This window comes from Nocardia sp. NPDC004068 (assembly GCF_042874315.1).
Lineage (GTDB): Bacteria > Actinomycetota > Actinomycetes > Mycobacteriales > Mycobacteriaceae > Nocardia.
Genome location: NZ_JBIAMW010000003.1, coordinates 1 through 23,701, shown reverse-complemented (window position 1 = coordinate 23,701; position 23,701 = coordinate 1). Strand labels below are relative to the sequence as shown.

At 70.6% G+C, this 23,701-nt stretch carries 13 protein-coding genes; 6 read left to right on the top strand and 7 right to left on the bottom strand.

What is annotated here, in order from left to right; translation table 11 throughout:
* Positions 1-127: 127 nt before the first annotated feature.
* The gene (locus ACFYTQ_RS07660; protein WP_387358004.1) at positions 128-466 is read left to right on the top strand and encodes a hypothetical protein; all 339 of its coding nucleotides are present in this window, start codon (positions 128-130) and stop codon (positions 464-466) included.
* Between the two features lie 1,404 nt (positions 467-1,870).
* On the opposite strand, the gene ACFYTQ_RS07655 is transcribed toward ACFYTQ_RS07660, so the two are convergent.
* A complete protein-coding gene (locus ACFYTQ_RS07655; protein ID WP_387358002.1) occupies positions 1,871-5,032 on the bottom strand; it encodes a heterodisulfide reductase-related iron-sulfur binding cluster in 3,162 nt (1,053 codons plus the stop codon).
* A gap of 456 nt (positions 5,033-5,488) precedes the next feature.
* Between ACFYTQ_RS07655 and ACFYTQ_RS07650 the strand changes: the two genes are divergently transcribed.
* A complete protein-coding gene (locus tag ACFYTQ_RS07650) occupies positions 5,489-6,286 on the top strand; it encodes a hypothetical protein (protein WP_387358000.1) in 798 nt (265 codons plus the stop codon).
* A 549-nt stretch (positions 6,287-6,835) separates the two neighbouring features.
* Here the strand turns inward: ACFYTQ_RS07650 and ACFYTQ_RS07645 are convergent.
* The 5 genes from ACFYTQ_RS07645 to ACFYTQ_RS07625 all read right to left on the bottom strand — a co-directional run bounded on the left by ACFYTQ_RS07645 (position 6,836) and on the right by ACFYTQ_RS07625 (position 15,138).
* A complete protein-coding gene (locus ACFYTQ_RS07645) occupies positions 6,836-8,170 on the bottom strand; it encodes a S1 family peptidase (protein WP_387357998.1) in 1,335 nt (444 codons plus the stop codon).
* Positions 8,171-8,247: 77 nt separating this feature from the next.
* Positions 8,248-9,606 carry a S1 family peptidase gene (locus tag ACFYTQ_RS07640; protein WP_387357996.1) on the bottom strand — a complete coding sequence of 453 codons (1,359 nt, stop codon included), beginning with the start codon at positions 9,604-9,606 and terminating at the stop codon, positions 8,248-8,250.
* A gap of 121 nt (positions 9,607-9,727) precedes the next feature.
* The gene (locus tag ACFYTQ_RS07635; protein WP_387357994.1) at positions 9,728-10,840 is read right to left on the bottom strand and encodes a hypothetical protein; all 1,113 of its coding nucleotides are present in this window, start codon (positions 10,838-10,840) and stop codon (positions 9,728-9,730) included.
* A gap of 59 nt (positions 10,841-10,899) precedes the next feature.
* The gene (locus ACFYTQ_RS07630) at positions 10,900-13,413 is read right to left on the bottom strand and encodes a LuxR C-terminal-related transcriptional regulator (protein WP_387357992.1); all 2,514 of its coding nucleotides are present in this window, start codon (positions 13,411-13,413) and stop codon (positions 10,900-10,902) included.
* Between the two features lie 9 nt (positions 13,414-13,422).
* The gene (locus tag ACFYTQ_RS07625) at positions 13,423-15,138 is read right to left on the bottom strand and encodes an Hsp70 family protein (RefSeq protein WP_387357990.1); all 1,716 of its coding nucleotides are present in this window, start codon (positions 15,136-15,138) and stop codon (positions 13,423-13,425) included.
* A 253-nt stretch (positions 15,139-15,391) separates the two neighbouring features.
* Here ACFYTQ_RS07625 and ACFYTQ_RS07620 point away from each other — a divergent pair, with 253 nt between their 5' ends.
* The 3 genes from ACFYTQ_RS07620 to ACFYTQ_RS07610 are packed head-to-tail and all read left to right on the top strand — an operon-like array spanning position 15,392 to position 21,332.
* Complete coding sequence (locus ACFYTQ_RS07620) at positions 15,392-17,857, top strand: IniB N-terminal domain-containing protein (protein WP_387357988.1); 2,466 nt, start codon at positions 15,392-15,394, stop codon at positions 17,855-17,857.
* A 34-nt stretch (positions 17,858-17,891) separates the two neighbouring features.
* Positions 17,892-19,721 carry a dynamin family protein gene (locus tag ACFYTQ_RS07615; protein WP_387357986.1) on the top strand — a complete coding sequence of 610 codons (1,830 nt, stop codon included), beginning with the start codon at positions 17,892-17,894 and terminating at the stop codon, positions 19,719-19,721.
* A gap of 39 nt (positions 19,722-19,760) precedes the next feature.
* Complete coding sequence (locus ACFYTQ_RS07610; protein ID WP_387357984.1) at positions 19,761-21,332, top strand: dynamin family protein; 1,572 nt, start codon at positions 19,761-19,763, stop codon at positions 21,330-21,332.
* Positions 21,333-21,471: 139 nt separating this feature from the next.
* Here the strand turns inward: ACFYTQ_RS07610 and ACFYTQ_RS07605 are convergent, their stop codons facing one another.
* The gene (locus tag ACFYTQ_RS07605) at positions 21,472-22,632 is read right to left on the bottom strand and encodes a zinc-binding dehydrogenase (protein ID WP_387357982.1); all 1,161 of its coding nucleotides are present in this window, start codon (positions 22,630-22,632) and stop codon (positions 21,472-21,474) included.
* Between the two features lie 112 nt (positions 22,633-22,744).
* Between ACFYTQ_RS07605 and ACFYTQ_RS07600 the strand changes: the two genes are divergently transcribed.
* On the top strand, positions 22,745-23,605 hold the full coding sequence (locus ACFYTQ_RS07600) for a haloalkane dehalogenase (protein WP_387357980.1): 861 nt from the start codon (positions 22,745-22,747) through the stop codon (positions 23,603-23,605).
* Positions 23,606-23,701 lie beyond the last annotated feature (96 nt).

Below are 23,701 nucleotides of genomic sequence, written 5' to 3'. Positions count from 1 at the left end.
CCGCGGCCCTGTGACATAACATCCATCGAGCCGCGTACGGAAGAGAGCGACGATGGAGCATGGCTCCGCCTACCTCGAGCTGGTCGACGGATTTCGCGCTGTAGCAGACGTTTTCGAAGGTCGGGACATGACCCTGGACTCGGATACCGCGCTCGTTCGCCTGACCCGGGCGATCGACGCGACGGACCGAGCGGACGAGATCGAGGAGGTAGTCAGATGGGTGCTCGAGTCGGACAACTGCCCGAGCGGCGGCGATATCGTCAGATACCTGGCCTTCAGATACCGGTGGTCCTGGCTTGCGGACGACCTGCACCGCAATCTCATGGAGTGCGTGAAACACGATGATCTGCGCGGCATCCGATGGTACGAGTGGATGCTCGAGGCGTTCGACGACGCCTGGGAAGACATCGAGTTCTATCCGTCGTTGCGCGCGACCCACGAGGAAGACGACCGCCATCGGCCTTGACAGAATCGCCGCTCGCCCCCTTCCCCCGAATACGCGCGAGCGGACGACGGGCCGAAGCTGAATTCTCAGCTTGATGTATGGCTCGGTACCCAGAGAACAGGATCGACTCGGTGACCCCGGAATGGTCACTTCCGCCGGACGCGCGCGCATCGCCACCGAACTGGCGAGGTAACCCCGCCGTTCGGATCGAATCCAGAGTGGACGCGGTCGACTTGATCGACGAGTTTCGAAGCGTCCCGAAGGTTTTCGAAGGGCGGGACCGGACCTTGGACCTGGATACCGCACTCGTTCGCCCGACCCGGGCAATCGACGCGACGGACCGGGACGACGAGGTCGAGGCGGCCGTCCGATGGGCGCTTGAGCCGGCCAATGCCCGAGTAGCGGCGATATCGTGTGCTACTTGGCGTACCGATACCGTTGGCCCTGGCTTGCGAACCATCTACGCGCACTGCCGCTTCCAGGAGTACTACGGCGGCCGGGTCCCCCCCGAGCAGTACCGCCGGCGTCGTTTCGGCAGGACAGGCACGCCGTGCTCGTCGTGGTGATCCGGCGCAACGCCGGATCGGCCAACTACAACTATTCGCTGGCCGGTGCGCAGATCGTCTGCTGGGCGCGGCCCGTCGGCCTGCTCCTCGCGCCCTAGGCCGTCGGGCCCAATCGATGACCGACACACCCATCGTCTTACGACAACGACGTGATGCGCGGTGTCGCGGACCCGATCGGCTTGCCACACACGGTGAACCCGGTCGAACTCGTGGACCCGCGACGTACTCGTCGAACTGCGCGAGGGCCCGGTCGGACCGGTCGGCCCCGACGGCGCGCCCGCGTGGCCCTGGAACCGGCAGGCGATATCGCCGACCCCGCCGCACTGCGGGCCCTCGGCCTCGGCATGGCCGATGGGCGCAAGGCCTGGCGCGTCGTCTCAGGGGAAAAGCCCATTAGAGATGGTCGCGTTCGAATGCGCGGATGTTACACCGAATGTCGGTGATTTAAATCTCCCAATAGCCTTGAGGTAGCTTGACGGTTTTCCTGGTCGAGATCGGCTGTGCCCAGCGGCGCGCGGTGTCGCTGGAGCGCGAGGTGAGAGCCTTGCCAGTGTTGAATCGCCAATTTCTACTGGTGAATCGACGTTATCAACCGGCTACCGTCAGTGTGTCCGTCGAACTGTCCGACACTGGAACCCCATTCGCTTCCCGTGATAGGAATCGAATGTCCGACCTCCCCTGCAGGAGATCGCCCCCGCCGTTTCTCGGCGGGGGCGATGCTTGTTTGAGGGGGTGTTTCGGGTCGAGTTTTCCACGTGGAGGCTAACTCTCGGCTATGTCCGTTCGAGAGTGTCCTCACGCGACGAGGGCGGTGCTGCCACTTTCCGGCAACACCGCCCTCGCGGTCATAACGGGCCGATCAGTTCTTTCGGCCCGGGGCCTTCGCGCCCGACTTGAAGCCGAGTCCGCCCGGCTTGGCGGTCGGGGGCTTCGGGGTGCCGTTGGCCTCCGTGGGCTTCGGGTCCTCCGCCGCGGGTTCGTTAGAGGCCGAGGGGGCAGCGGTTTCCGGGGCGTCGGACGACTCCTCGGCCGCCGGGGTTTCCGCGGGGGCCGAAGCCTGCTCGGCGGCAGGGGTTTCCGCCGCGGGCTTCGGCGCACCCGGGGCCTTGGCGCCCGGACGCTTGAAGCCCGACTTCATGGCGAGGCCCTTGGGGGCGACCGTGGGCTTGGTCTCCGTGGGCTCGGTCTCCGTGGGCTGGGCCGACGCCTGCGGCGCCTCCTCGGCGGGGGCCGATTCGGGCTGTGCCGCCGGGGTTTCCGCGGCCTTCGCCGGGCTCTTGCCGCCCGGCGCCTTGGCCGCGCCCTTCATCGCGAGGCCGCCGGGCTTGGCGGCGGGAGCGGACGCGCTGCCCGAATCCTCGGCCTTCTCGGCGGCCGGAGTCTCCTGGTCGGGTGCCTTGGCCCCCGGCGCCTTCGCGGCGCCCTTCATCGAAAGGCCCTTACCGCCAGGCGCTTTCGCCGGACCCTTCATGGCCAGGCCGCCGGGCTTGGCCGACGGGATCACCGACTCGTCGTCACCGGTCTCGGCGGCGGGGGCGTCCTGGTTCGCGCCGGGAGCCTTGGCGGCGCCCTTCATCGCGAGACCCTTGCCGCCCGGTGCCTTCGCCGGGCCCTTCATGGCCAGACCTTTGCCGCCGGGCGCCTTCGCGGGGCCCTTCATGGCGAGGCCCTTGCCCTCGGCGGGCGCGGCCTTCGGCTCGGCGGTCTCCGTATCGGCCTCGGCCGCAACGGGTTCCGGCTCCGGTTCCGGCTCGGCCTCGACCCGCTTGGGCTGCTGGACCACCTTCAGGTTCTCGGTCAGCGTGGTCGGTTCGACCCGCTCGATGGCGTCGAGCATGAGCTGCGCGACGTCGATGACCTCGACGCCCTGGCCGACCTCGCCCGAATCCTTGCGCGCGGTGACGCCGTCGGTGAGCATCACGCGGCAGAACGGGCACCCGGTCGCGATGCGGGAGGGCTCGTTACCGCCGTCCAGGGTCGCCAGCGCCTCGTCGGTCCGGTCCAGGTTGACGCGCTTGCCGAGCTGCTCCTCCATCCACATGCGCGCACCGCCCGCGCCACAGCACATGGAACGCTCGCCGTGGCGCGGCATTTCGGCCACGCGGGCACCGGAGGCGGCCATCAGCTCGCGCGGCGCGTTGTAGATCTTGTTGTGCCGCCCCAGGTAGCAGGGGTCGTGGTAGGTGACCTTCTCCGACACCGACGACACCGGCACCAGCTTCTTCTGCCGCACCAGGCGGTTCAGCAGCTGGGTGTGGTGCACGACCTCGTAGACGCCGCCGATCTGCGGGTACTCGTTGTTGAGCGCGTTGAAGCAGTGCGCGCAGGTGACGACGATCTTCTTCTTGTTGTCCTCGACGCCCTCGAACACCGAGTTCAGCGTCTCGATGTTCTGCATCGCCAACTGCTGGAACAGGAACTCGTTGCCCGCGCGGCGGGCCGAGTCACCGGTGCAGGTCTCCTCCTGGCCGAGCACCATGTACTTCACGCCCGCGGTGGCGAGTAGTTCGGCGACGGCCTTCGTGGTCCGCTTCGCGCGGTCCTCGTACGCGCCCGCGCAGCCGACCCAGAACAGGTACTCGTAGCCCTCGAACGTCTCGGCGTCCTGCCCGAACACCGGAACCTCGAAGTCCACCTCGGAGATCCAATTGAGCCGGTCCTTGGCGTTCTGGCCCCAGGGGTTGCCCTTGTTCTCCAGATTCTTGAACAGGCCCGCGAGCTCGGTCGGGAACTCCGACTCGATCAAAACCTGGTAGCGGCGCATGTCGAGGATGTGGTCCACGTGCTCGATGTCGACCGGGCACTGCTCCACACACGCGCCGCAGGTCGTGCAGCTCCACAGCACCTCGGGATCGATGACGCCGTTCGCGTCCTCGGGGCCGACCAGCGGGCGCTCGGCCTCGGCGCGGGCGGCCTCGGAGATCTTCGCCAGCGCGGCCTCGTTCGGCTTGCCCTCGGCGTCGACCAGACCGACCTCGTCGCCGCCCATATCCTTGCGGCCACCCGCCAGTAGGTAGGGGGCCTTGGCCGCGCCGTGATCGCGCAGCGACATGATCAACAGCTTGGGCGACAACGGCTTTCCGGTGTTCCACGCCGGGCACTGGCTCTGGCAGCGGCCGCACTCGGTGCAGGTGGTGAAGTCCAGCCAGCCCTTCCAGGAGAAGTCCTCGATGCGGCCCGCGCCGAAGGTGTCGTTGTCGGGGTCGGCGGTCTCCATATCGATCGCCTTGCCCTTGGACATCATCGGCTTGGCCGCGCCCAGCGCGACGCCGCCGTCGTCCTCACGCTTGAAGTAGATGTTGAAGAAGGCCGCGAACCGGTGCCAGGCCACGCCCCAGGTGATGCTGCGGCCCACGAAGTAGAGGAAGGCCATGCCCGACATCAGCTTGATGAACGCGAAGATCGACACCATGGTCGGGCTGGCGGGCAGCAGCTTGGCCACCTGCATGGTGAAGAAGTCGGTGGCGGGGTTGCCCTCGCCGTTCAGCGCGATCTTGCCCGCCTTCACGAAGATCATGCCCAGACCCTCGAGCAGGACGATCGCCTCGATCACGTAGGCCGGGGCGAACTTCGAACCGCTGAAGCGCGACATCCGTTCGGGCACGCGGGGGTGGTTGAGCTGGCGGATGGTGATCAGCACCAGAATGCCGACGACCGTGCCGATGCCCATCAGCTCGTCCCAGAAGTGGTAGAAGCCCCAGTTGCCGATGATCGGCCAGTGGAATTCGGGATCGAAGGTCTGCCCGTAGGCCTCGAACCAGAGGATGGCACCGGTGATGAAGCCGACCATCACCAGCCAGTGCGCCCAGCCGACCGTGCGGAACTTGTTCATGCGCGTGTGCGCGATGAACTCGATCAGCATCTGCCCGAAACGCGGGAAGAACGGACGCCAGCGGTCCGGGGCGGGCTGTCCGATCATGATGGCGGAGACGATCTTCCACACGCCGCCGAAGAACGCTGCCCAGCACACCAGACTGAGCAGCGCCCCTATCGTGCCCAGCGTCACTGTCAGGGCATTCATGTCGCGACCTTCCTTCGGTTCAACGAGCTGTCCGGGCGGCAGGGCTGATGTGCCACCCTTATTGCTCGTTATCCTAACGGGCAGTAAGTTACCCACCGGTAACTTATCCGTCCATCATATCCTCACGGCTCGGAAGGCCCCAGCTTGCAGGGGCTTGACCGGACCGGTGATGTGACCGCGCTCACCCATCGTCCTGCGGTTATGTGCGAGCGCGGATCGCTATCACGGTAAAACCCGGCAAATGCCGTCCCAAACCCGGGACAGCTTAGTTCGTTTGGCGGAAAAGGGATCTCGCTTCTCGCCAGCTATTGGACTAAGCTCCAGTCGTCCTGCTAGCTGTGTGTGTCATCTCCCCGCTCGGGGAGGGTTCCACAGGTACGACCTGAGGGATGCGTGGGCTCTCGCGGGGATGACGACACGTGCAAGGCGAAACTTGATGATGGATTGGATAACCGAATGAAGCTCCGCAGCTACCCTGCGGTGGGCACCCTGGTCATCGGCGCTATGGCCATCGGGTTGGGAACTGCCCATGCCGAGCCGGCCGCTCCGGCCGAGGGAGTCAACTACTCCGTCCAGCTCGTGGACGCGCAGCAGCCCGGAGCGCCGAAGTCGGTGGTGACGCGACTGCAAGGGGGAACGTTCCAGCTCTCGAAGACCGAGGTCGCGGCCAAGGCCGACGAGCCGGCGGCGACGGTGGACACGGTCGACGTCAAGGACGCCGAGGGCAAGACCCTGGTGACGCTGCCGCTCACCTACAGCTTCGCGGGCCAGCAGGTGCAGGTGAAGCCGGAGATCAAGGGTGAGGGCAAGGAACTCCAGCTGACCCCCGACAAGACCATCGCCCCCGTCGCCGACCAGCACCAGGTCGAGGTGCAGACGGTCGGCCGCGACGGCAGCCGGGTGGCCCTCAAGGATGTCGCCTCGCCGATCGAGAACCAGCGCGCGATGAACGACTTCGCGAGCAAGTTCGGCATCGCGACGGCCGTCGGCGGCTTCGTCGGCACCGCCATCGGCGCGGTCGTCGGCTGCGTCTTCGGCCTGCCGCTGTTCGGCGTGGGCTGCCTCGCCGGCCTCCCCCTCGGCGCCGGCATCGGCGGCATCCTGGGCACGGTCGCCGTCGGCGGCCCCACCCTGATCGCCACGGGCATCGAACTCGTCAACACCATGATCGCCGACGCGGGCACCACCCAGTGGAGCGACGAGAACATGGCCAAGCAACAGGCCGCCCAAAACCAACAGCCCGCCCAGAAGTAACCCCCGCAAGCCCCGAAGCGGCCCGTGCTCCCAGAGCACGGGCCGCTTCCGTCTACACCCCAAAAAACCTGTACCTCTACGTGGTAACGGCAACCCCAGCCGCACCCCTTATTCGAATCCGCACCCCTTCCAGAGCCCAGAAACGGGTGCGGATCCGAATAAAGGGTGCGACTGGGGTTGCCGCACCTTCAAAGGCACTGCCTCCCACAAGTTTGGCATCCCCAGGCAAGGCAACCCAGCCGCACCCTTTATTCGGATCCGCACCCCTTGTAAGGCCCTGAAACGGGTGCGGATTTGAATAAGGGGTGCGACTGGGGTTGCCTTGCCATTGAAAGCGTGCCCTCTGGGGGGGCAGTACTCACCCTCCGGAGGCAGTACTCATGCGGGGCCTTCGGATCGGTGAGCCTTCGGAGGGGGTGCTTTGCTCGAGGGGTGCCGTGCCTGAGGAGTGTCGTGCCTGAGCGATGCCGTGCCTGAGGGGCGGAACCCCTGATCAACGACAAAAAAAGGCCGACAGCCCAAGGGCTGTCGGCCTTTTCGGCGTCAGGGTCAGTTGGTGCGGACCCGGAGGCCGGGGTTGTCCGAGAGGACCACGTTGACCGGCTGGGCGAAGAGTTGGGGGGCGTCGCCGGTGAGGAGGCCGAGGAACTCGGGGATGGCGCAGACGGGGTAGTCGGCTACCGAGGAGGCGCTGGAGATGCCGAGGGCCAGGGTGCCGGTGACGATCGGGCCGCCGCTGTCGCCGGGGAGGGCGCAGATGTTGGCCGAGAACGACTGGGTCAGTTCACGATCGCCGACCTGGACGGTCTGGTCGACGGCGTTGACGACGCCGCAGCTGAAGCCGGTGCGCGAGCCCGACTTGCAGACGGGGGCGCCGACGACGGGGTCGGCCACGCCGGTGATGGCGATCGGGCCCGCGGCCGCGCGAACCAGGTTGTTGCTGAAGCGATCCCGGCTGCCGTCGTTGATCGCGATGATCGAGTAGTCCTGGTTGCCCAGCACCGACTTCTGGAACGAACCCAGCTGGTTGCCGAGGCGGTTGCCCGGCAGCAGTTCGAACATGCCCGGCGCGTTGGCGGTGCCCGCGGCGGGGATGTTCGGATCGCAGTGGCCCGCGGTGATGTTCACGACGTTGTTGTTGCGGTCGAGGCCGTTGAACCCGGCCGAGCAGATCAGCTGCATGCGTCCGGCGACCGAGGCGTATCCGGTGCCGGCGGAGTACGCGCCGTTGCCCTCGCCCGCGACGGGCTGGGCCTGCGGGATCTCCGCCTCCTCGGGGCCGACCGGCGGGGCGGGCATGACGATGACGCGCGCCGGATCGACGAATCCGGGCATCGGCAGACCGGCCTTGTCGACGCGCACCGCGATGCTGTTGTTCACGGTGTCGATCGCGACGCCGCGCACGGCCTTGGCCACGGCCTCGGGCTGATTCGAAAGCCATTGCTGGAAGGCGTTTTTCTCGCTGCGCAGCACGGTCTCGGTCTTGGCGACATCCTTGACGGTGAAACCGGCGTCCTGCGCGGCCTTGCGGGCGTCGTCGAGGCCCTGTCCCTGCGCCAGCGCGACCACGGCCTGGCCGGCGTTGTCCAGCCACGCGCCCGCGTAGGACTGCGGATACTGCCGCTGGGCGTTGGTCGCGAAACCGGCCAGCTTCTGCGCGACGTCCGCGCGGTGCAGGTACTCCTCGGGGGAGATCTTCAGGTCGCGCTGGACCGCCGCGACGAGCTCGGCCGGGAGATTCGGCGCCGGCGCGGGTTCCGCGGACGCCGACCCCGCCATCGGTCCGAGGACCAGCGCGGCGGCCGACGCGGCGACCGCTGCTCTGCGGAGAGGGTTCCGCGGGCTCGATCCCGCGGCGGACAGACGGATGCGTGGCAGGAGCATGAGGCGACTATATGGGGTTCTGATCGTTATGCCTACTCGTCTCGAAGGAGCGGGGAAAATTCATCTCGCGTTCGGGTTCAGCCCGCGTTGTTACGCGTGCGAACCGTAATTCCGGAACCCACCCCACCTGCGGGATTGGCTTCGATATCGGCGAGAATCGCGCGAATCGGAATGCCCAGCGAGGCGGTTCCCCCGTACTGCGCGAGACCGATGTTGGCCTCCCCGCAGTCCGGGGCGTCGGCGGCGTTGGAGCCGCTGGTGATGCCCAGGGCGAGCGTGCCGGAGACGATCGCGCCGCCGCTGTCACCGCCGAGGGTGCAGGCCGAACTGGCGAAACCGCGTACGGTCTTCGATTCGCCGTCGGTGGTGTAGAGCTGGGTCTCGACCCGGTCGGCGACCACGAAACCGCAAGTGAACGTGGACGATTGGCCCGACTTGCAGACCGGCGCGCCGACGATCGGATCGGCGACGCCGGTGACGGTCAGGGTGGTCCCGTTCGCGCCGCGCACCGAGGGCTGATCCATGCCCGCCCGCACCGCGCGGTCGTTCAGTTTGATCACCGAGTAGTCCAGGCCGCTGCGCCCGCCCAGCTGGGCCCGCACGAACGAGCCGACCTGCGGGCTGGCCTTGAGGTCGCGGACGTCGGGCACGTAGACCTCGGCGTGCTGATCGCCCTTGTCGATGTTCGGATCGCAGTGTCCCGCACTGATGTTCAGCGCGTTGCCCGAGGCGTCGAAACTGTTGAAGCCGAACGAGCACACGTCGACCGTCCTGAGCGCCTCGTCGGCCAGCGAGGTCGGCGCGCTGATGTAGGTGTCCCCGCCCATCGGCCGCCGCTCGACCGGCCCGCCGCCGCCTGGGGAGAGCACCACCTTGACGTTGGCGATCAGCGTGGGCAGGTTCAGCAGATGTCCGGCCGGGGTGTTGGCGACATTGACGACCAGTTGGCTGTTGAGGAAGTCGATGGCCACCGAGTTGATCGCCGAGGAGATCTCGCGCGGCAGCCCGCCGATCCACTGCGCCAACTGATCCAGGGAACTCTCCAGCCCGTCGGCCGAGATCGGCGCCAGCCGCGTCTGATACCCGTCGGAGGCCGCGATCCGGGCCGCGTCGAGCGAGGTGACCGCCACGATCGGCTTGCCGTCGGCGCCCAGCCACGCCCCGGCGAAGTCCTCGGGCCGCTCGGAGCGGAACTCGCGCGCGTAGTCGCCCAGTTGCTGCGCCCGGGCCGCCCGGTCCAGGTATTCGGCGGGCGTCATCTTCAGATCACGCGAAATCGCTTGTGCCAGTTCGGGTGACAACTCGTCCGCGGTGGATTGCTCCACCCCGGGCGCGGCCTGCGCGGGCGCGGTGAACACCGGGGCGAGGAGTACGGTGGAGGCGAATGCGACGGCGGCGGCTTTGACCGTGGCGCGACGCGCCGGCAGGTTGCGCATGGAGTCCCTTCGTCAGGCACCGGTGTGTGCCGGCAGATCCGGGGGCGGTAAGCCGTTGTGCGGTAACACCGGTCAGCGCTTCACTTTAGGGCACGAACGGGCAAAGTTCGCTACAAAACGATCACGGATTCGGGACCTCCAGCGCGGGCGGCAGCGGCAGGCCCGGAATGGGATCCCAGGGGTTCGGAACCGTGGGTGTGGAGCGTCGCGGCGTGGTCCGGGTGGGCCGGGCGGGCGTCGTGGTCGACGAGGGCGCGCTGGTCGGCGGCGGTGTGGTCGTCGGCGGGGGCGGTGGTGGGGTGGTCTCGGTGACCTCGGGGGTCTCGATCGGCGCGGGTTCGGGGACCTCGGTGACCGGTTCGGGCGTCGGGGCGGGCGGCGGCGGGGGCGGCGTGGTGGTCGAGATCGAGGAGCGCGCGTCCGGAGGTGGGGACGCCGGGGCGTCGTGGTCGCGGAGCAGCAGGGCCACGACCAGACCGCCCAGCATGAGTCCGACCAGTGCGGCCGCGGCGATCAGCAGCGGTATGCGGCGGCGCTGTCGGGACGCGGGGGGTTCGGCGGTGGTGGGCGGCCGTTCGGCGGCCGTGGTCTCGACGGATTCGGCGGCCGGGAAGGCGGCGGAGTACGCCTGCGCGACCGGTTGCGGGGTCTGCAACGCGGGCAGGATGTCGGTGACGTCGAGCGCGTTCTCGGCGTGCGTGGGGTCGGGCGGGGTGGTCCCGGCCGGGGTGGCGAGCACGGCGGCGAGGGCGGCGCGGGCCGCGTCGCGCGCGTAAGCCCGTCCGCCGCCGTCGGTTTCGGGCAGATCGGCCTCGCTGACCAGCACGACCGCCCGCAGACCCAGATAGTCCAGCGCGTCGCGCAGGGCGGCGACCTGCTGTTCGGGCCAGTCCGAGGGATGGGTGGCGTAGAACTCGGCCGGACCCTCGAGATGGTCGGCGGCCAGATTGATCAGGCAGAACAGCGCGGTGGCGACCAGATCCTCGGCCCGGTACGCCTCGCCGTCGTCGACCGGGATGCCCGCCGGATCGCCGACCGCGGCGAAGAATCCGGTGATCGAATGGCTGTGTCCCACAGGTGGTTCGCCGCCGAGCGCCGCGTCGCCGTCGTCGGACATGTGCAGCACGGGTTCGCGCACGATGTAGACCGGTTCGGGGGCGTCCTCGGTGCCGCTGGTGAGGATCGCCGCGATGCACTCGTCCTCGGCGATCCGTAGGCCCACCCCTGTGGCCATCCTCGTTACCTCGCTTCGCGTCTCGTGCGCCCCCGGGGCGGCGCCGTCCGCGCCGAGCATCACACGAGCAGCGAACCGTGTCCCATGGCGCGGAGCATCGACAATAACTCGGAACGGGAGCCCGCTCCGATCCGACGCCGGATCCGCGCCACATGATGCTCCACCGTCTTCGCCGAGATGTACAGCCGGGCGCCGATCTCGCGATAGGTCAGGCCGAGCAGCACCAATTCGGCGACCTCGCGTTCGCGGTCGCTGAGCAGGGCGTCGGTGGGCGCGGCCGCCTGTTCGGGCCGGGCCCGCGGGGCCGGATCGGGCGCGGGGGCGGGCCGCTGCGGCGGGCGGGCCTCGGCGCGCACCGAGCGGGCCAGTTTGAGCAGCGCGGTGGCGGTGGCGGAGTCGCCCGTCGCCAGGGCGGCCTCGCTGGCCAGCCGGGCGGCGTCCCAGCTCATGCCGATCTCGGCGAGGCGGCGCACGGCGGCGGCGACCTCGTCGTGGGCGACCTCCCCGCGCAGCACGAGCACCCAGGTGCGGCCCGCGTCGGCGAGCACCGCGGCGTGCGGGTCGCCGGTGCGGGCGGCGGCCTTGAGCCGGTGGGCGGGCGGCAGCAGTTCGTCGGGACGTTCGTGGGCGATCGCGGCCTGGATCTCGTACCAGCTGAAGGCGTTCGCCCAGGCGGGCGGATTGCCCAAGCGGTGCAACAACTCTCGCGCGGCGTCCACCAGTGCGCTCACCCGGCGTTCGTCGCGCAGGCGGATCGCCGCCAGCCACAGCTCGCCGATCGGCAACAGCGCCAGCAGGTCGGCGGCGACATCGTCGAACAGCGGATACGCCGACTCCCAGGCCCGGGTGAGCGCGGCGTGATCGCCGCCGCGGCGGGCCAGTCCGATCGCGACGCCGTGCGCCAGCAACTGATCGCGGCGCGACAGGGCCGGGAGATCCAGTGCGGCGAGGAATCCGGCCGCGGCCTGTTCGTCGCCGCCGAGCATGGCGGTCCAGGCGCTCAACACCAGCAGATGCGGATCGCGTTCGGAGCCGCCGCGCAGGGCGTCGGCCGCGCGGCGCGGCTCGCCCATGCTCAGGCACAGCAGGGTCGCGATGGACACCGCGGTGCAGGGCAGGAAGCGGTCGGCGGCCGGGGTGGTCGCGGCGCGGGCGGCCTGGATCAGGGTCGACGCGGCGGAAACCGCTGCCGCGCGGACGCTTTCGCCGGGACGCGGCGCGCCGCCGGGCGGAAGGGGTTCGGGCAGGGTGTAGGCCAGTGCGGTGGCGATCAGGCCCGCGCGGGCGGTGGCCTCGGTGGGCGGCCAGTGCGCGGCCGAGGCCGACAGCATGGTCGCCGCCTCGACCTCGCCCGCCAGATATTGGACGGTGGCGCCGACGGCCCAGTCCGGGCCGACGCGCTGCGGGCCGAGCCACGAATACAGTTGCGCCGCACGGGCGGCCAGGCCGCGGCGGGTCCACACGCTCGCGCAGATCCGCACGGCCGCGGCGAGTTCTGCTGGGGGAGCGGTGGTTCCGGACAAGACGGGTTCGGCCAGGCGCAGCGCCGTCTCGTCGTCGCCCGCGCGGGCGGCGGCCTCGGCCCAGCGCACCGCGACCGCCTGCCGGTCGGCCCCGGCGGCGGCCGCCGCGGCGTAGTAGCGCACCGCCTCCTCGCCCGCCTTTTCGGCCGCGGCGCAAAGGAATTCGGCCAAGCGGGGATCGCGTAGGCCCGATTCGGCCAGCAGCAGCGCGGTGTGGTCGCGCAGCAGGCCCGCGGCCCAGCGCGCCTCCAGCAGTCGGCGCTGCACGGCCAGGAAGCGGCGGTCGCCGACCAGGGTGCGCAGCGGCGCGATCGCGGGGGCGAGCAACAGATCCGCGTCGGTGATCAGGGCGCTCGCGCGGGCGCGGTCGATGAGGTCGAGGGCGGTCTCGTGCTCGATGTCGAGCACCTCGCCCAGTTCGCCGGGGTCGAGTCCGGCGCCGGTGGTGGCCACCACGAACACGTCGAGCAGGCCCGGATCGGTGCCGTCGAGCAGCGAGCGGGCCCAGCCCGCCACGGCCTCGTCGACCGCGGCGATCCCGGCGTCGAGGCGGGTGGCGCACGCGGCGGTGAGGGCCGCGACGACACCGCCGTGGATGCCTCCGGTCCGGCGATGGATGTGCTGGGCGACCGGGCGGGGCACCATCATGCCCAATTCCCGTGCGAACGGGGCGATCTCGGCCGCGCCCAGGGCGCGCAGGTCCAGGACGCGACCGCGCCGGGAGACGGCGTCGGTGAGCGCGCGCAGTCCGGCGTCGTGCGGCCGCGGCCGGGTCGCGACGACGACCGTGCGGGTACCGGCGGTCACCGTGGCGGTGAGTTCGGCAAGGTCGGCGCGCGCGAGCGTGTGCGCGTCGTCGACGATGAGGACGGTGGCGGAATCCCTGCCCCGCAACCGTTTTCGGATGGCGGCGAGCAGGGTGGACTTGCCGGTGCCGGAGCGGCCGCGGATCAGGTAGACCCGGTGCTCCCCGTCCTGGGCGTCGAGTTCGCGGAGGATATCGCGCGCACCCGGGAGCGATTCGAGCGCGACTGTGTTGTCGGTGACCACGTTTCGACCTCAGCCACCCGTATGTCCGAGCACCTGGCCCGGTGTGTCGAGCACCTGACCGAGGGTGTTGCCGGTCTGATCCAGTCCGTTGTTCAGCGTGCTGCCCAGATCCGGCACGGACGGCCGGGTGGGTGGGGACGGCGCGGTGGGTGGCTGCACGACCGGCGGCTGCGCGGTCGGCGCGGAGGGTGCCGGAGCGGGGGCCGGGGCCGGTTGTGGGGCGGGTGAATTCGCCTGGGGGGCCGGGGTATTGGCGTCCGGGGCCGGTGCCGCGGCCTGCGGAGCGCCCGACGCGGTGCCCGGGGTGCCGGGTGTGCCGGGGTTGCCCGCGGCGGCGGGGGCGGCGGGATCGGTCGAGTTGCGGGAGGCGACCGGTGCGGCGGCGCCCGGGGCCCGATCCGATTGGCCGGGAGCGGTATTCGCGACCGGCGCGACCGAACCGGCGGAGGCGGTGGCGCCGTTCGCGGTGGTCGCCGTACTGGTGGCGCTGGTGCCCGTGGAGGTCGACGACGAATTCGAGGTCGGCGTGGATTGCAGGGCCGTGCCCACCGCGAGGGTGCCGGTCGCGAGCGCGGCAACGGCCACCGCGGCGCCGGCGACGAAGGCCGCGCGCCGCCAGGTGCCGAAGCGCGGGGTGGGACGCGCCTGCGGGAGGGGCGGTAGCAGGGCGGCCCGCTCGGGTTCCGGAAGTCGTTGCACCGCAAGGGCTTCGGTGGTCGCGGCCACCTCGGGTGCGGGGGCGGTGTCGACCGCCTGTGCCGCGATGTCGGCGGCCAGCAGGGCCGCGCCGCACGCCGCGGTGTGCGCGGGATTCTCGACGGTGATCGGGGTGACGCCGAATTCGGTGGAGACCAGTTCGGTCAGCAGCGGGATGCCGCTGCCGCCGCCGGTCAGCAGGACGCGCTCGATCCGGTCCAGTCCGGCCAGGCGCGCGGCCCGGTGGATCAGATCCAGTGAGGCGAGCAGGGATTCGCGCAGCAGATCCTCGAGTTCGTCGCGGACCAGGCGGACGTCGCGGGCGCTGTCCGGCAGCCGGACCGGTACGACGGTCGCGGTAATAGCGGAAAGCTCCTCTTTCGCTTTTTCGCAGCGACGGCGCAGGGCCGCCAATTCCCTTTCGACCATCGGGTCGAAGGGGTCGAAGGAGTTTTCGCCCTGAGCGTTTGCCAGTACGTAACGCATTGTCAACAGATCGAATTCGGCGCCGCCGGTCTCGGTGGACCGCAGCGGTTGCGCGAGCAGCCCGGCGCCCGGCTCGGCGCCCACGACCGAGACCGTGATCCCGGACGCGCCCAGGTCGTAGACGACGACCGGTGCGCCGCCGGAGACGTCGTCGTGGGTGGCGGCGAGACCGCGCACGGCGGCGACCGGTTCGGGGATCAGGGTGAGATCGGTCAGGCGGGCGTGATCCAGCGCGGCGCGCAGGGCGGTGACGGCGTGCCCGGACCACCACGCGGGGTAGCCGAGCACCGTCGCGACCGGCCCGGTGTCGTCGCTGAGACAACCGACCAGTTCGGCCACGAGGTCGGCCGCGGCGATCGAGTCGCCGTCGTCGGTGCGGATGGCGACCGGATCGCCGACCCGCGCCAGCACGTCCTCCGACACCGGCGCGCTCGGCCGGACATCGATCGCGGCGGCGTGCAGGTCGTCGTCTCGCTCCGGAATCGTGACGGCGACGGTGTTCGACGACCCGACGGTGATGCCGAGCGCGAGGCCCTGAGTCATTCGGGAATCCCCTGTCGTTAGCGCGGTGCGGTCGTCTCGACCTAACGGGCCTGTCGGTTGCTGGGGGTTCCTCGTTACTCGGGGTCGATTAATACGGGGAAATTCCCCTAATACGCCGACGGCCCCCAATGCCCCCGGAGTGGGCGAGGAGGGGGCTTCACCCCGTTTCGCGTAACGCAAGGGCTTCCTAGCGTGAAAGGCAATTCGACAACTGCGGATCGCCGATGGTCCGCCGAACCAGGAGACGATGGCGATGAGCCCCAACGCGATTCTCGAGTTCATCCTCAGCCTGCTGCGTGACCACGAGGCCGCGGTCGGCTACTGCGCGAACCCGACCCAGGCGCTGTGCGCCGCGGGTCTCGAGGCGGTGACCCCGGAGGATATCGCCGCCGTGGCGCCCATGGTGGCCGAATCGGCCCTGATCAGTGGCGGTTCCCAGCTCTCGGCGATCGTGGCGGCGGGCGCGGGCGCCGGTGCCGCCGCGGCCGGGGGACTCGGCGCGACCGCGGGCGCGGTCACCGAGGCGGGCCTGGGCGCCGGTGTCGCGGCTGGGGTAGACACCGGCGTGCAGGCCGGGACGGGTCTGGACCTCGGCCTGACCGGTGCGACGGGCCTCGATCTGGGCGCGGGGCTGGCGACCGGCCTGCAGACCGCGGCCGGTCTGGGCGCCGGGCTGTCCGCCGGACTCGGCGCGGCCGCCGCGGTGGGAACCGGCGCGGTCGCCGGACTCGAGGCGGGCCTCGCGGCCGGAATCGGCGCCCTCGCGGGTGTCGCGGGCGGCCTCGGCGGTTCGCTCGGCGCCACCACCGACATCAGTGGTGACCTCGGCGCGGAGATCGGCACGGGCCTGGAAGGCGCGCTCGGCACCGGGCTCGAGGGCACCCTCGGCACGGAGATCGGCGCGGATGTGACGACCGGCCTGGAGGCCGGAATCTCGACGGCCGCATCGGCATTCACCGAGGCCACGGCCGATATCACCGGCGCGGTGAACGCCGCCACGCAGGCCACGGTCGGCGGCCTCGCCGACGCCACCACCCACCTCGGCACGGATCTGGGCGCGGCCCTGAATGGTTCCGTGGGTGCGGTCGGTGACCTGGGTGCGGCCTTGAATGGTGCGGTCGGCGATCTCGGTGCGGCCCTCAATGGTTCCGTCGGTGACCTCGGGGCCGCCCTCAACGGTTCTCTGGGCGCGGCGGGCGACCTCGGCGCGAATCTCGGTGGGGCGCTGAACACTGGCCTCGAGGCGGGGACCGAGCTCGGGGGCGCCCTCGGTGGGGCGGCCGAACTGGGCTCGGATCTCGGTGCGGCGCTGGGTGGTTCGCTGAACGGCGGTATCGAGGGCGCGGGTTCGGCCGCGGCGGGTCTCGGCGGGGCGCTCGCCGGGGGAGCGCAGGCCGCCGGGAATCTCGGGGCCGGCGTGTCCTCGGATCTGAGCGGTGCCCTCGGCGGCGCGGCCCAGGTCGGCAGCGGTCTGGAGACCGGAATCTCCTCGGGCCTGGACGCCTCGCTGGGCGCGGGGGCCGGACTCTCGTCCAACCTCGGCGGCGCCCTGAACGGTGCCGGTCAGGTCGGAAGTCAGCTGGGCACAGGCATTTCCACGGGCCTCGGCGGAGCCGCCCAGGCCGGTGCGGACCTGGGCGCGGGCCTCACCGGAGCGGGCCAGCTCGGAACCGATCTGGGCACCGGCCTTTCCACGAGCCTCAACGGCTCCGTGGGCGGCGCCGCGCAGACCGCCGCCGATCTCGGCGCGGGACTCGGCGGCGCGGCCCAGGCCGGGGCCGGGCTGGGTACCGGTATCTCCACCGGCATCGATAGCGCGCTCGGTGGTGCCGCGCACGCCGGGGCCGATCTGGGGACCGGGCTGTCGTCGGGGATCGATGGCTCCCTGGGCGGTGCCGCGCAGGCGGGCGCCGGTTTGGAGACGGGCATCTCGTCCGGGCTCGGCGGTGCCGCACAGGCAGGTGCTGGTCTGGGAACGGGCATTTCGTCGGGTATCGACGGTTCGCTGGGTGGTGCCGCGCACGCCGGTGCCGGTTTGGAGTCGGGTATCTCCTCGGGACTTGGCGGTGCCGCGCAGGCGGGCGCCGGTCTGGGGTCGGGCATTTCGTCGGGTATCGACGGTTCGCTGGGTGGTGCCGCGCACGCCGGTGCCGGTTTGGAGTCGGGTATCTCCTCGGGACTCGGTGGTGCCGCGCAGGCGGGTGCCGGTCTGGGAACGGGCATTTCGTCCGGTATCGACGGTTCGCTCGGTGGTGCCGCGCATACCGGGGCGGATCTCGGGACCGGACTCTCCTCCGGTATCGGTGGTGCCGCGCACGCCGGAGCCGATCTGGGGACCGGGCTTTCCTCCGGTATCGGGGGTGCCGCGCAGGCCGGTGCCGGTCTGGGGACGGGTGTCTCCTCGGGGATCGACGGGGCCGCGCACGCGGGGACCGGGGTCGAGAGCGGGCTGTCGTCGCATGTGGACGGGGCGCTGGGAGGTGCGGCGAATACCTGGTCCAGTGTGGATGTTTCGCACGCGTTCGGGAGTTCGCTCGATACGGGGGCGTCGGGTGGGATCGATTCCACGCTCGGCGCGAGTGGCGGCGGATCGCTGGGTGGCGGGCTCGAGTCGGCGGGGCACGGGTCGACGGGGCTGTTCGGGGATGCGAGCGGCACCGCCTCCGGTGCGCTGGACACGCACGCGGGCGGCGATATCACCGGCGGCCTGCTGCACTGATCGGGAAGGCGAGTGAGGACGGGTGAGGACGGGTATGGGAACCGTGGTTGCCACGACCGCGACCGACGCACCGGCTGTGCCCTTGCAGACGGTGCTCGCGGAGACCATCACCGCCGCGCGCACCGCGCAACGCGGGGACCTGGTCGGCCGGCTGGAACGACTGGCCGACCGGGTCCGCGATCCGCGGCGGCGAATCGTGGTGGCGGGCTTGGGAAATCAGGGCAAGAGCCAATTCGTCAACGCCCTGCTGAATCTCGACGTCTGCCCGGTCGGCGACGACGCGACCACCACGGTGCCCGTCCTCCTCGCCCACGGCCCGGAACCCGCGGCCGAACTCGTCCTCGCCGGTCCCACCGGAAACGAGACCGACGGCCGCCGCGTCCCGATTCCGGTCGACGAGATCGGTTCGGTGACAACGCATTCCCCGCACGGTCACGTCCTGCGGCTGGACATCCAGGCGCCCAACCCGCTGCTCGCCGACGGCATCGTGCTCGTCGACACCCCCGCCCTCGGCGGCCACGGCAACCCGGGCGCCACCGCGGTGCTCGGTCTCGCGCCCGCCGCCGACGCGGTGCTGGTGCTCTCGGACGCCTCCACCGAACTCACCGAACCCGAGGTGGACTTCCTCCGGCAGGTGCGTCAGCTCTGCCCGGTCGTCGCCCTGCTGCTCACCAAGATCGACCTGTATCCGCACTGGCGTCAGGTGCACGAGGCCGACGCGAACCATCTGCGGCGCAACGACATTCAACTCCCCATCATCCCGGTCTCGGCCCTGTTGCGCGCCCACGCCATGCGCCTGCGCGACGAACAACTCGGCCGCGAATCCGGCTTCGGCCCGCTGTTCGACTTCCTGCGCGAACAGGTCGTGGCCCGCGATCAGGCCGCCACCCGCCGCGCCGTCGCCCTCGACATCTCCTCCGCCGCCGAACATCTCGCGCTGGCCCTGGGCAGCGAACTCGTCGCCCTGCGCGATCCCGAACGCGGCGCGGCCGCGATCCGCGAACTGCGCACCGCCAAGACGCAGGCCGAGGATCTGCACCGCCGCACCGCCGCCTGGCAGCAGACCCTCGGCGACGGCATCACCGATCTGGTCGCCGACATCGACCACGATCTGCGAGATCGCCTGCGCGCCATCGGCCGTACCGCCGAGGAGTGGATCGACGACAACGATCCCGGGCGGCTGTGGGACACCATGGCGGAATGGCTCACCGCGACCGTCGACAGCGCGGTGGGCGACAACCTGCTGTGGACCCATGCCCGCGCGCTGAATCTGGCCGAACGCGTCTCCGAGCACTTCCTCGAATTCGGCGCGGTCGACCTGCCCAATGTCGGTTCCCGGCTCGATCCGGGCGGTTCGCGCGTCGAGTCGGTGTCGCTCACCGATCTGGAACCGGATCTGGGCCTCGGGCACAAACTGCTCGTCGGCATGCGCGGTTCCTACGGCGGCATGGTGATGATCGGCCTGGCGAGCACCGTCGCGGGGCTGGCGCTGGTCAATCCGATCTCGCTCGGCGCGGGACTGCTGTTGGGCGGCAAGGCCTTCCGCGACGACAAGCGGGAACGCCTGACGCGCCGCCGGAACGAGGCGAAGATGGCGGTGCGGCGCTACCTCGACGATGTCAGCTTCGAGGCGAGCAAGGAGTCCCGGGATCGGCTGCATCGGGTGCACCGCGTGCTGCGCGACCACTTCACCGGCATCGCCGATCGCAGCCTGCGCTCGATCAACGACTCGTTGCAGGCCGCCCAGGACGCGGCCGGGGTGGAGAGCGCCCGGCGCGCCGAGCGCGGCGCCGAACTCGAACGTCAGCTGCGCGTGGTGGCCGAATTGCGGCGGCACGCCGACGCACTGCTGCCGCCCGGGTAGTGCCAGGAAGCTCCCAGCGCGCTCCGGTACGGTGACCGCGTGAGTTTCGAGGTCACCGGCGCAGGCCAGGGCATCGTTCCCGAGGCGCGCCGGCTGGTTGCGGCGGCCCGGCGGGGGTTCGCGCCGCGGTCGCGCCCGGCGGCGTTGCTCGACGATTGCGCGCGACGGCTCGACCAGCCGTTGCGGGTCGCGCTCGCGGGTCAGCTGAAGGCCGGTAAGTCGACATTGCTGAACGCTTTGGTGGGGCAGGACATCGCGCCCACCGACGCGACCGAGTGCACGCGCGTGGTCACCTGGTATCGCAACGGTTCCGCGCCGCGCGTGCGGGCCGTCGCCGGGGACGGGGCGCGGGCGGACGTGGTGGTGCGGCGGCAGCCCGGGGCCGACGGTTTGCCGGGCGCGCACGGGTTGACCTTCGATCTGTCCGGGTTGCGCTGGAACGCGGGGGCGCCGCGGGAGGTCGCGCATCTCGAGGTGGAATGGCCCGCGGAGACGTTGGCGCGCACCACGATCATCGATACGCCCGGCACCTCGTCGCTGTCGCGGGAGGTGTCGATGCGGACGACCCGGCTGTTGACGCCCGACGATCCGGCCGCCGGTGCGCTGCCGGGGGCGGATGCCATCGTGTATCTGCTGCGTCGTCTCGACGCCGCCGATGTCGGTTTCCTGGAGCGGATCGGTGCGGCGGCGGGGCAGTCCGGGCCGCTCGGTGTGATCGGCGTGGTGTCGCGGGCCGACGAGATCGGGGCGGGGCGGATCGACGCGCTGCACTCGGCGCGGGACGTGGCCGCGCGGTTCGCCGGGGAACTCGAGCGAACGGGCCTGTGCCAGGCCGTGATTCCGGTGGCGGGGTTGCTCGCGTTCGCCGCGGCGACCCTGCGGCAGCGCGAATACGACGCGTTCGAGGCGCTGGCGGGGGTTCCGGCGGAGGATCTGAGCGTCGCCCTGCTCTCGGCCGACCGGTTCGCCCGGTCAGATCTGCCGTTGCCGGTGTCCCCCGAGCTGCGCGCCCACCTCGCGGCCCGCTTCGGCCTGTTCGGAATTCGCATGGCGGTCACGCTGATTCGCCTCGGTGTCCGCGACTCCGCCACGCTCGCCGCCGAATTGACCGAGCGCAGCGGACTCGACGAGCTGCGCACCGTCCTCGACGTCCAATTCGCCCAGCGCGCCGACCAATTGAAGGCCCATTCCGCCCTCACCGCCCTCGCGCGCACCCTCACCGCCCACCCGGGCCCGACCGCCGACCAGCTCCTCCCGCGCGTGCGCACCCTCCTCGCCGACGTCCACGGTTTCGCCGAACTCCGCCTCCTCGGCCGCCTCCGCACCGACGAACTCCCCCTCCCCCCCGAGGACCTCGCCGAACTCCACCGCCTCATCGGCGGCTCCGGCGTCGCCCCCCACCTCCGCCTGGCCCTCCCCCCGCACACCGACCCCACCACCCTCCGCGACCACGCCCTCGCCGCCGTCCGCAAATGGCGCTCCCGCGCCACCCACCCCCTCGCCGACCGCTTCACCGCCACCGCCTGCCGCACCGCCGCCCGCAGCGCCGAAGGCATCCTCGACCTCCTCCACGACCCCCCGACCACCCCCCTCACCCACCTCCACCCCTGACCCCCGGCGACCCAAATAGCCGGGCACCCCCAGGTACGGCAGCACAGCCGCACCCCTTATTCGGATCCGCACCCGTTTCATGGCCCTGTACAGGGTGCGGATTCGAATAAAGGGTGCGGCTGGGTTGCCGTGCCTGGGGTTAGAGGGTGGTGGTGGGGCTGGTGGGGTCTATGAGGATTTTGGCGTGGTGGTCGGGGGTGGCGAGGGTGGTGAAGGCGGTGGGGACGCCGGGGAGGCCGACCGTGCCGGTGATGAGGGGGGTGGGGTCGATCTTGCCGGAGGCGAGCATGTGGAGGGTGTCGCGGAATTCGCCCGGGTCGTAGCCGAAGACGAAGCGGAGGTCCAGTTCCTTGTTGATGGCCATGGCGGGGCGGATGGTGTCGGGTTGCATGCAGACGCCGACGACGATGACGCGGGAGCGTGGGGGAGCGGCCGTGAGGATCCGGTCGAGAATGCCGGGGACGCCGACACATTCGAAGACGGCGGGGCCGGTGGGGCCCGCGTCGAGGGTGTGGGCCAGGCGGAAGGCCAGCCACCAGGGCAGTTTCGGCACGGCGCGCAGGCGGTCCATGGCGTCGAAGCCGAGATTCAAGATGTCGGCCGCGCCGGTGATGCGGGGCTTGCGCGGGGTGGCGGTCCAGGGCTCCTCGACGGCGGGATCGACCACGACGTCGGCCCCGCAGCGGGTGGCGAGTTCGCGACGGCGCGGTGAGAGATCGCTCGCCACAACGGTTTTCACCCCGGCGGCCTTCAACATGGTGATCACCGCGAGGCCGATCGGACCGCAGCCGATGACGAACGCGGTCTGCCGGGCGCCGACCCGCCCGCGCCGCACCGCGTGCCAGGCCACCGCCATCGGCTCGGTGAGCGCGGCGTGGTCGGCGGACAGGCCGTTGGGTACGGGGAAGGTCATGGATTCCTGCACCACGACCTGTTCGGCGTAACCGCCGGGCGCCTGCTCGGACAACCCGGTCAGCTGGGGTTCCCCATCGGTGCGCAGGATCGGCAGGGCCACCACCCACGTGCCGGACTTCCAGCGCTTCCGGCAGCCGGGCCCGTATTCGGCCACCCGCCCGACGAATTCGTGCCCCAGGACGACGCGCTGATGCGAGCGCATGAAGTGCTCGTACCCGGTCGCCCGCGCCAGCTCGGCGAGTTCGTCGCAGTGCACCCGCGCGTGCAGATCCGAACCGCAGATCCCGCACCGCTCGACGGTGATGAGCAACTGTCCGGGCCCGGGCCTCGGGGTCTCGATATCGGCGACGTCCAGCTTGCCCTCGGAACAGACCACGGCCTTCATACGGGCACCGTACCCCGACGGCCGGGTGACGGAGGTCACTTCCCGGGCCGGTCACGGGCCGCGCATCGGCCGTGTCCAACCGAATGTCATCACCTCACGGAAGGACCCTCCGATGCCCACCCTCGACGTTCTCGATTCCTACCTGCACTACACCGACACCGGCAGCGGCGCGATCCCGATCGTGTTCCTGCACGGCAACCCCACCTCGTCGTACCTGTGGCGCAAGGTGATTCCGCACGTCGCCGACCGCACCCGCGTCCTCGCGCCGGATCTCGTCGGCATGGGCGAGTCCGGGAAGCCCGATATCGCCTATCGCTTCGCCGATCACGCCCGCTATCTCGACGCCTGGTTCGACGGGCTGGGCCTGGACCGCGTCGTGCTCGTCGGCCACGACTGGGGTGGTGCGCTCGGAATGCATTGGGCGGCAAGATATCCCGAACGGGTCGCGGGGATCGCGGTGCTCGAGACCTTCCTGCGCCCGATGGACTGGTCGGAGATGCCGCCGCAGGGCGCGGAGCTGTTCCGCCGGTTCCGCTCGCCCGAGGGGGAACGCATGATCCTCGAGGAGAACATGTTCATCGAGTTCAACCTTCCCTTCGGCGCCAAATCCCTCACCGACGCCGACCTCGACGCGTACCGCCGCCCGTACCCGACCCCCGAATCCCGCCGCCCGATGCTCGCGTGGTCCCGCGAGTTCCCGCTCAGCGGCGAACCGGCCGACGTGGTCGCCGTCGTCGAGGACTACGGCCGCGCCATGGCCGCCACCCCGGCCGTCCCCAAGCTGATCATGGCTGTGGACAACGGCGTCGGCCTCGGCGCGGGCACGATCATCGACTGGGCGGCGACCACCTTCGCGTCCGCCGAAACCGTCTCGATCGGCCCCGCGGGCCACCACGCCCCCGAGGACCAACCCGACGCCATAGGCAAGGCCGTCGCCGCCTGGACCGACCGGCACGCCCTGCTCGAGCCCTAGCTGTTGTGGGTCGTGACGTTGATGACGGTGGGTGGTTGAGAAGAGGGCGGGTCTTCGGCGGCAGGATGTGAAGCGCCAACTCACACATTCGCTCGA

Coding starts and splice junctions, on each gene's coding strand:
- ACFYTQ_RS07660 (WP_387358004.1), top strand. CDS start 128: ATGACCCTGGACTCGGATACCGCGCTCGTTCGCCTGACCCGGGCGATC.
- ACFYTQ_RS07655 (WP_387358002.1), bottom strand. CDS start 5,032: ATGAATGCCCTGACAGTGACGCTGGGCACGATAGGGGCGCTGCTCAGT.
- ACFYTQ_RS07650 (WP_387358000.1), top strand. CDS start 5,489: ATGAAGCTCCGCAGCTACCCTGCGGTGGGCACCCTGGTCATCGGCGCT.
- ACFYTQ_RS07645 (WP_387357998.1), bottom strand. CDS start 8,170: ATGCTCCTGCCACGCATCCGTCTGTCCGCCGCGGGATCGAGCCCGCGG.
- ACFYTQ_RS07640 (WP_387357996.1), bottom strand. CDS start 9,606: ATGCGCAACCTGCCGGCGCGTCGCGCCACGGTCAAAGCCGCCGCCGTC.
- ACFYTQ_RS07635 (WP_387357994.1), bottom strand. CDS start 10,840: ATGGCCACAGGGGTGGGCCTACGGATCGCCGAGGACGAGTGCATCGCG.
- ACFYTQ_RS07625 (WP_387357990.1), bottom strand. CDS start 15,138: ATGACTCAGGGCCTCGCGCTCGGCATCACCGTCGGGTCGTCGAACACC.
- ACFYTQ_RS07620 (WP_387357988.1), top strand. CDS start 15,392: ATGAGCCCCAACGCGATTCTCGAGTTCATCCTCAGCCTGCTGCGTGAC.
- ACFYTQ_RS07615 (WP_387357986.1), top strand. CDS start 17,892: ATGGGAACCGTGGTTGCCACGACCGCGACCGACGCACCGGCTGTGCCC.
- ACFYTQ_RS07605 (WP_387357982.1), bottom strand. CDS start 22,632: ATGAAGGCCGTGGTCTGTTCCGAGGGCAAGCTGGACGTCGCCGATATC.
- ACFYTQ_RS07600 (WP_387357980.1), top strand. CDS start 22,745: ATGCCCACCCTCGACGTTCTCGATTCCTACCTGCACTACACCGACACC.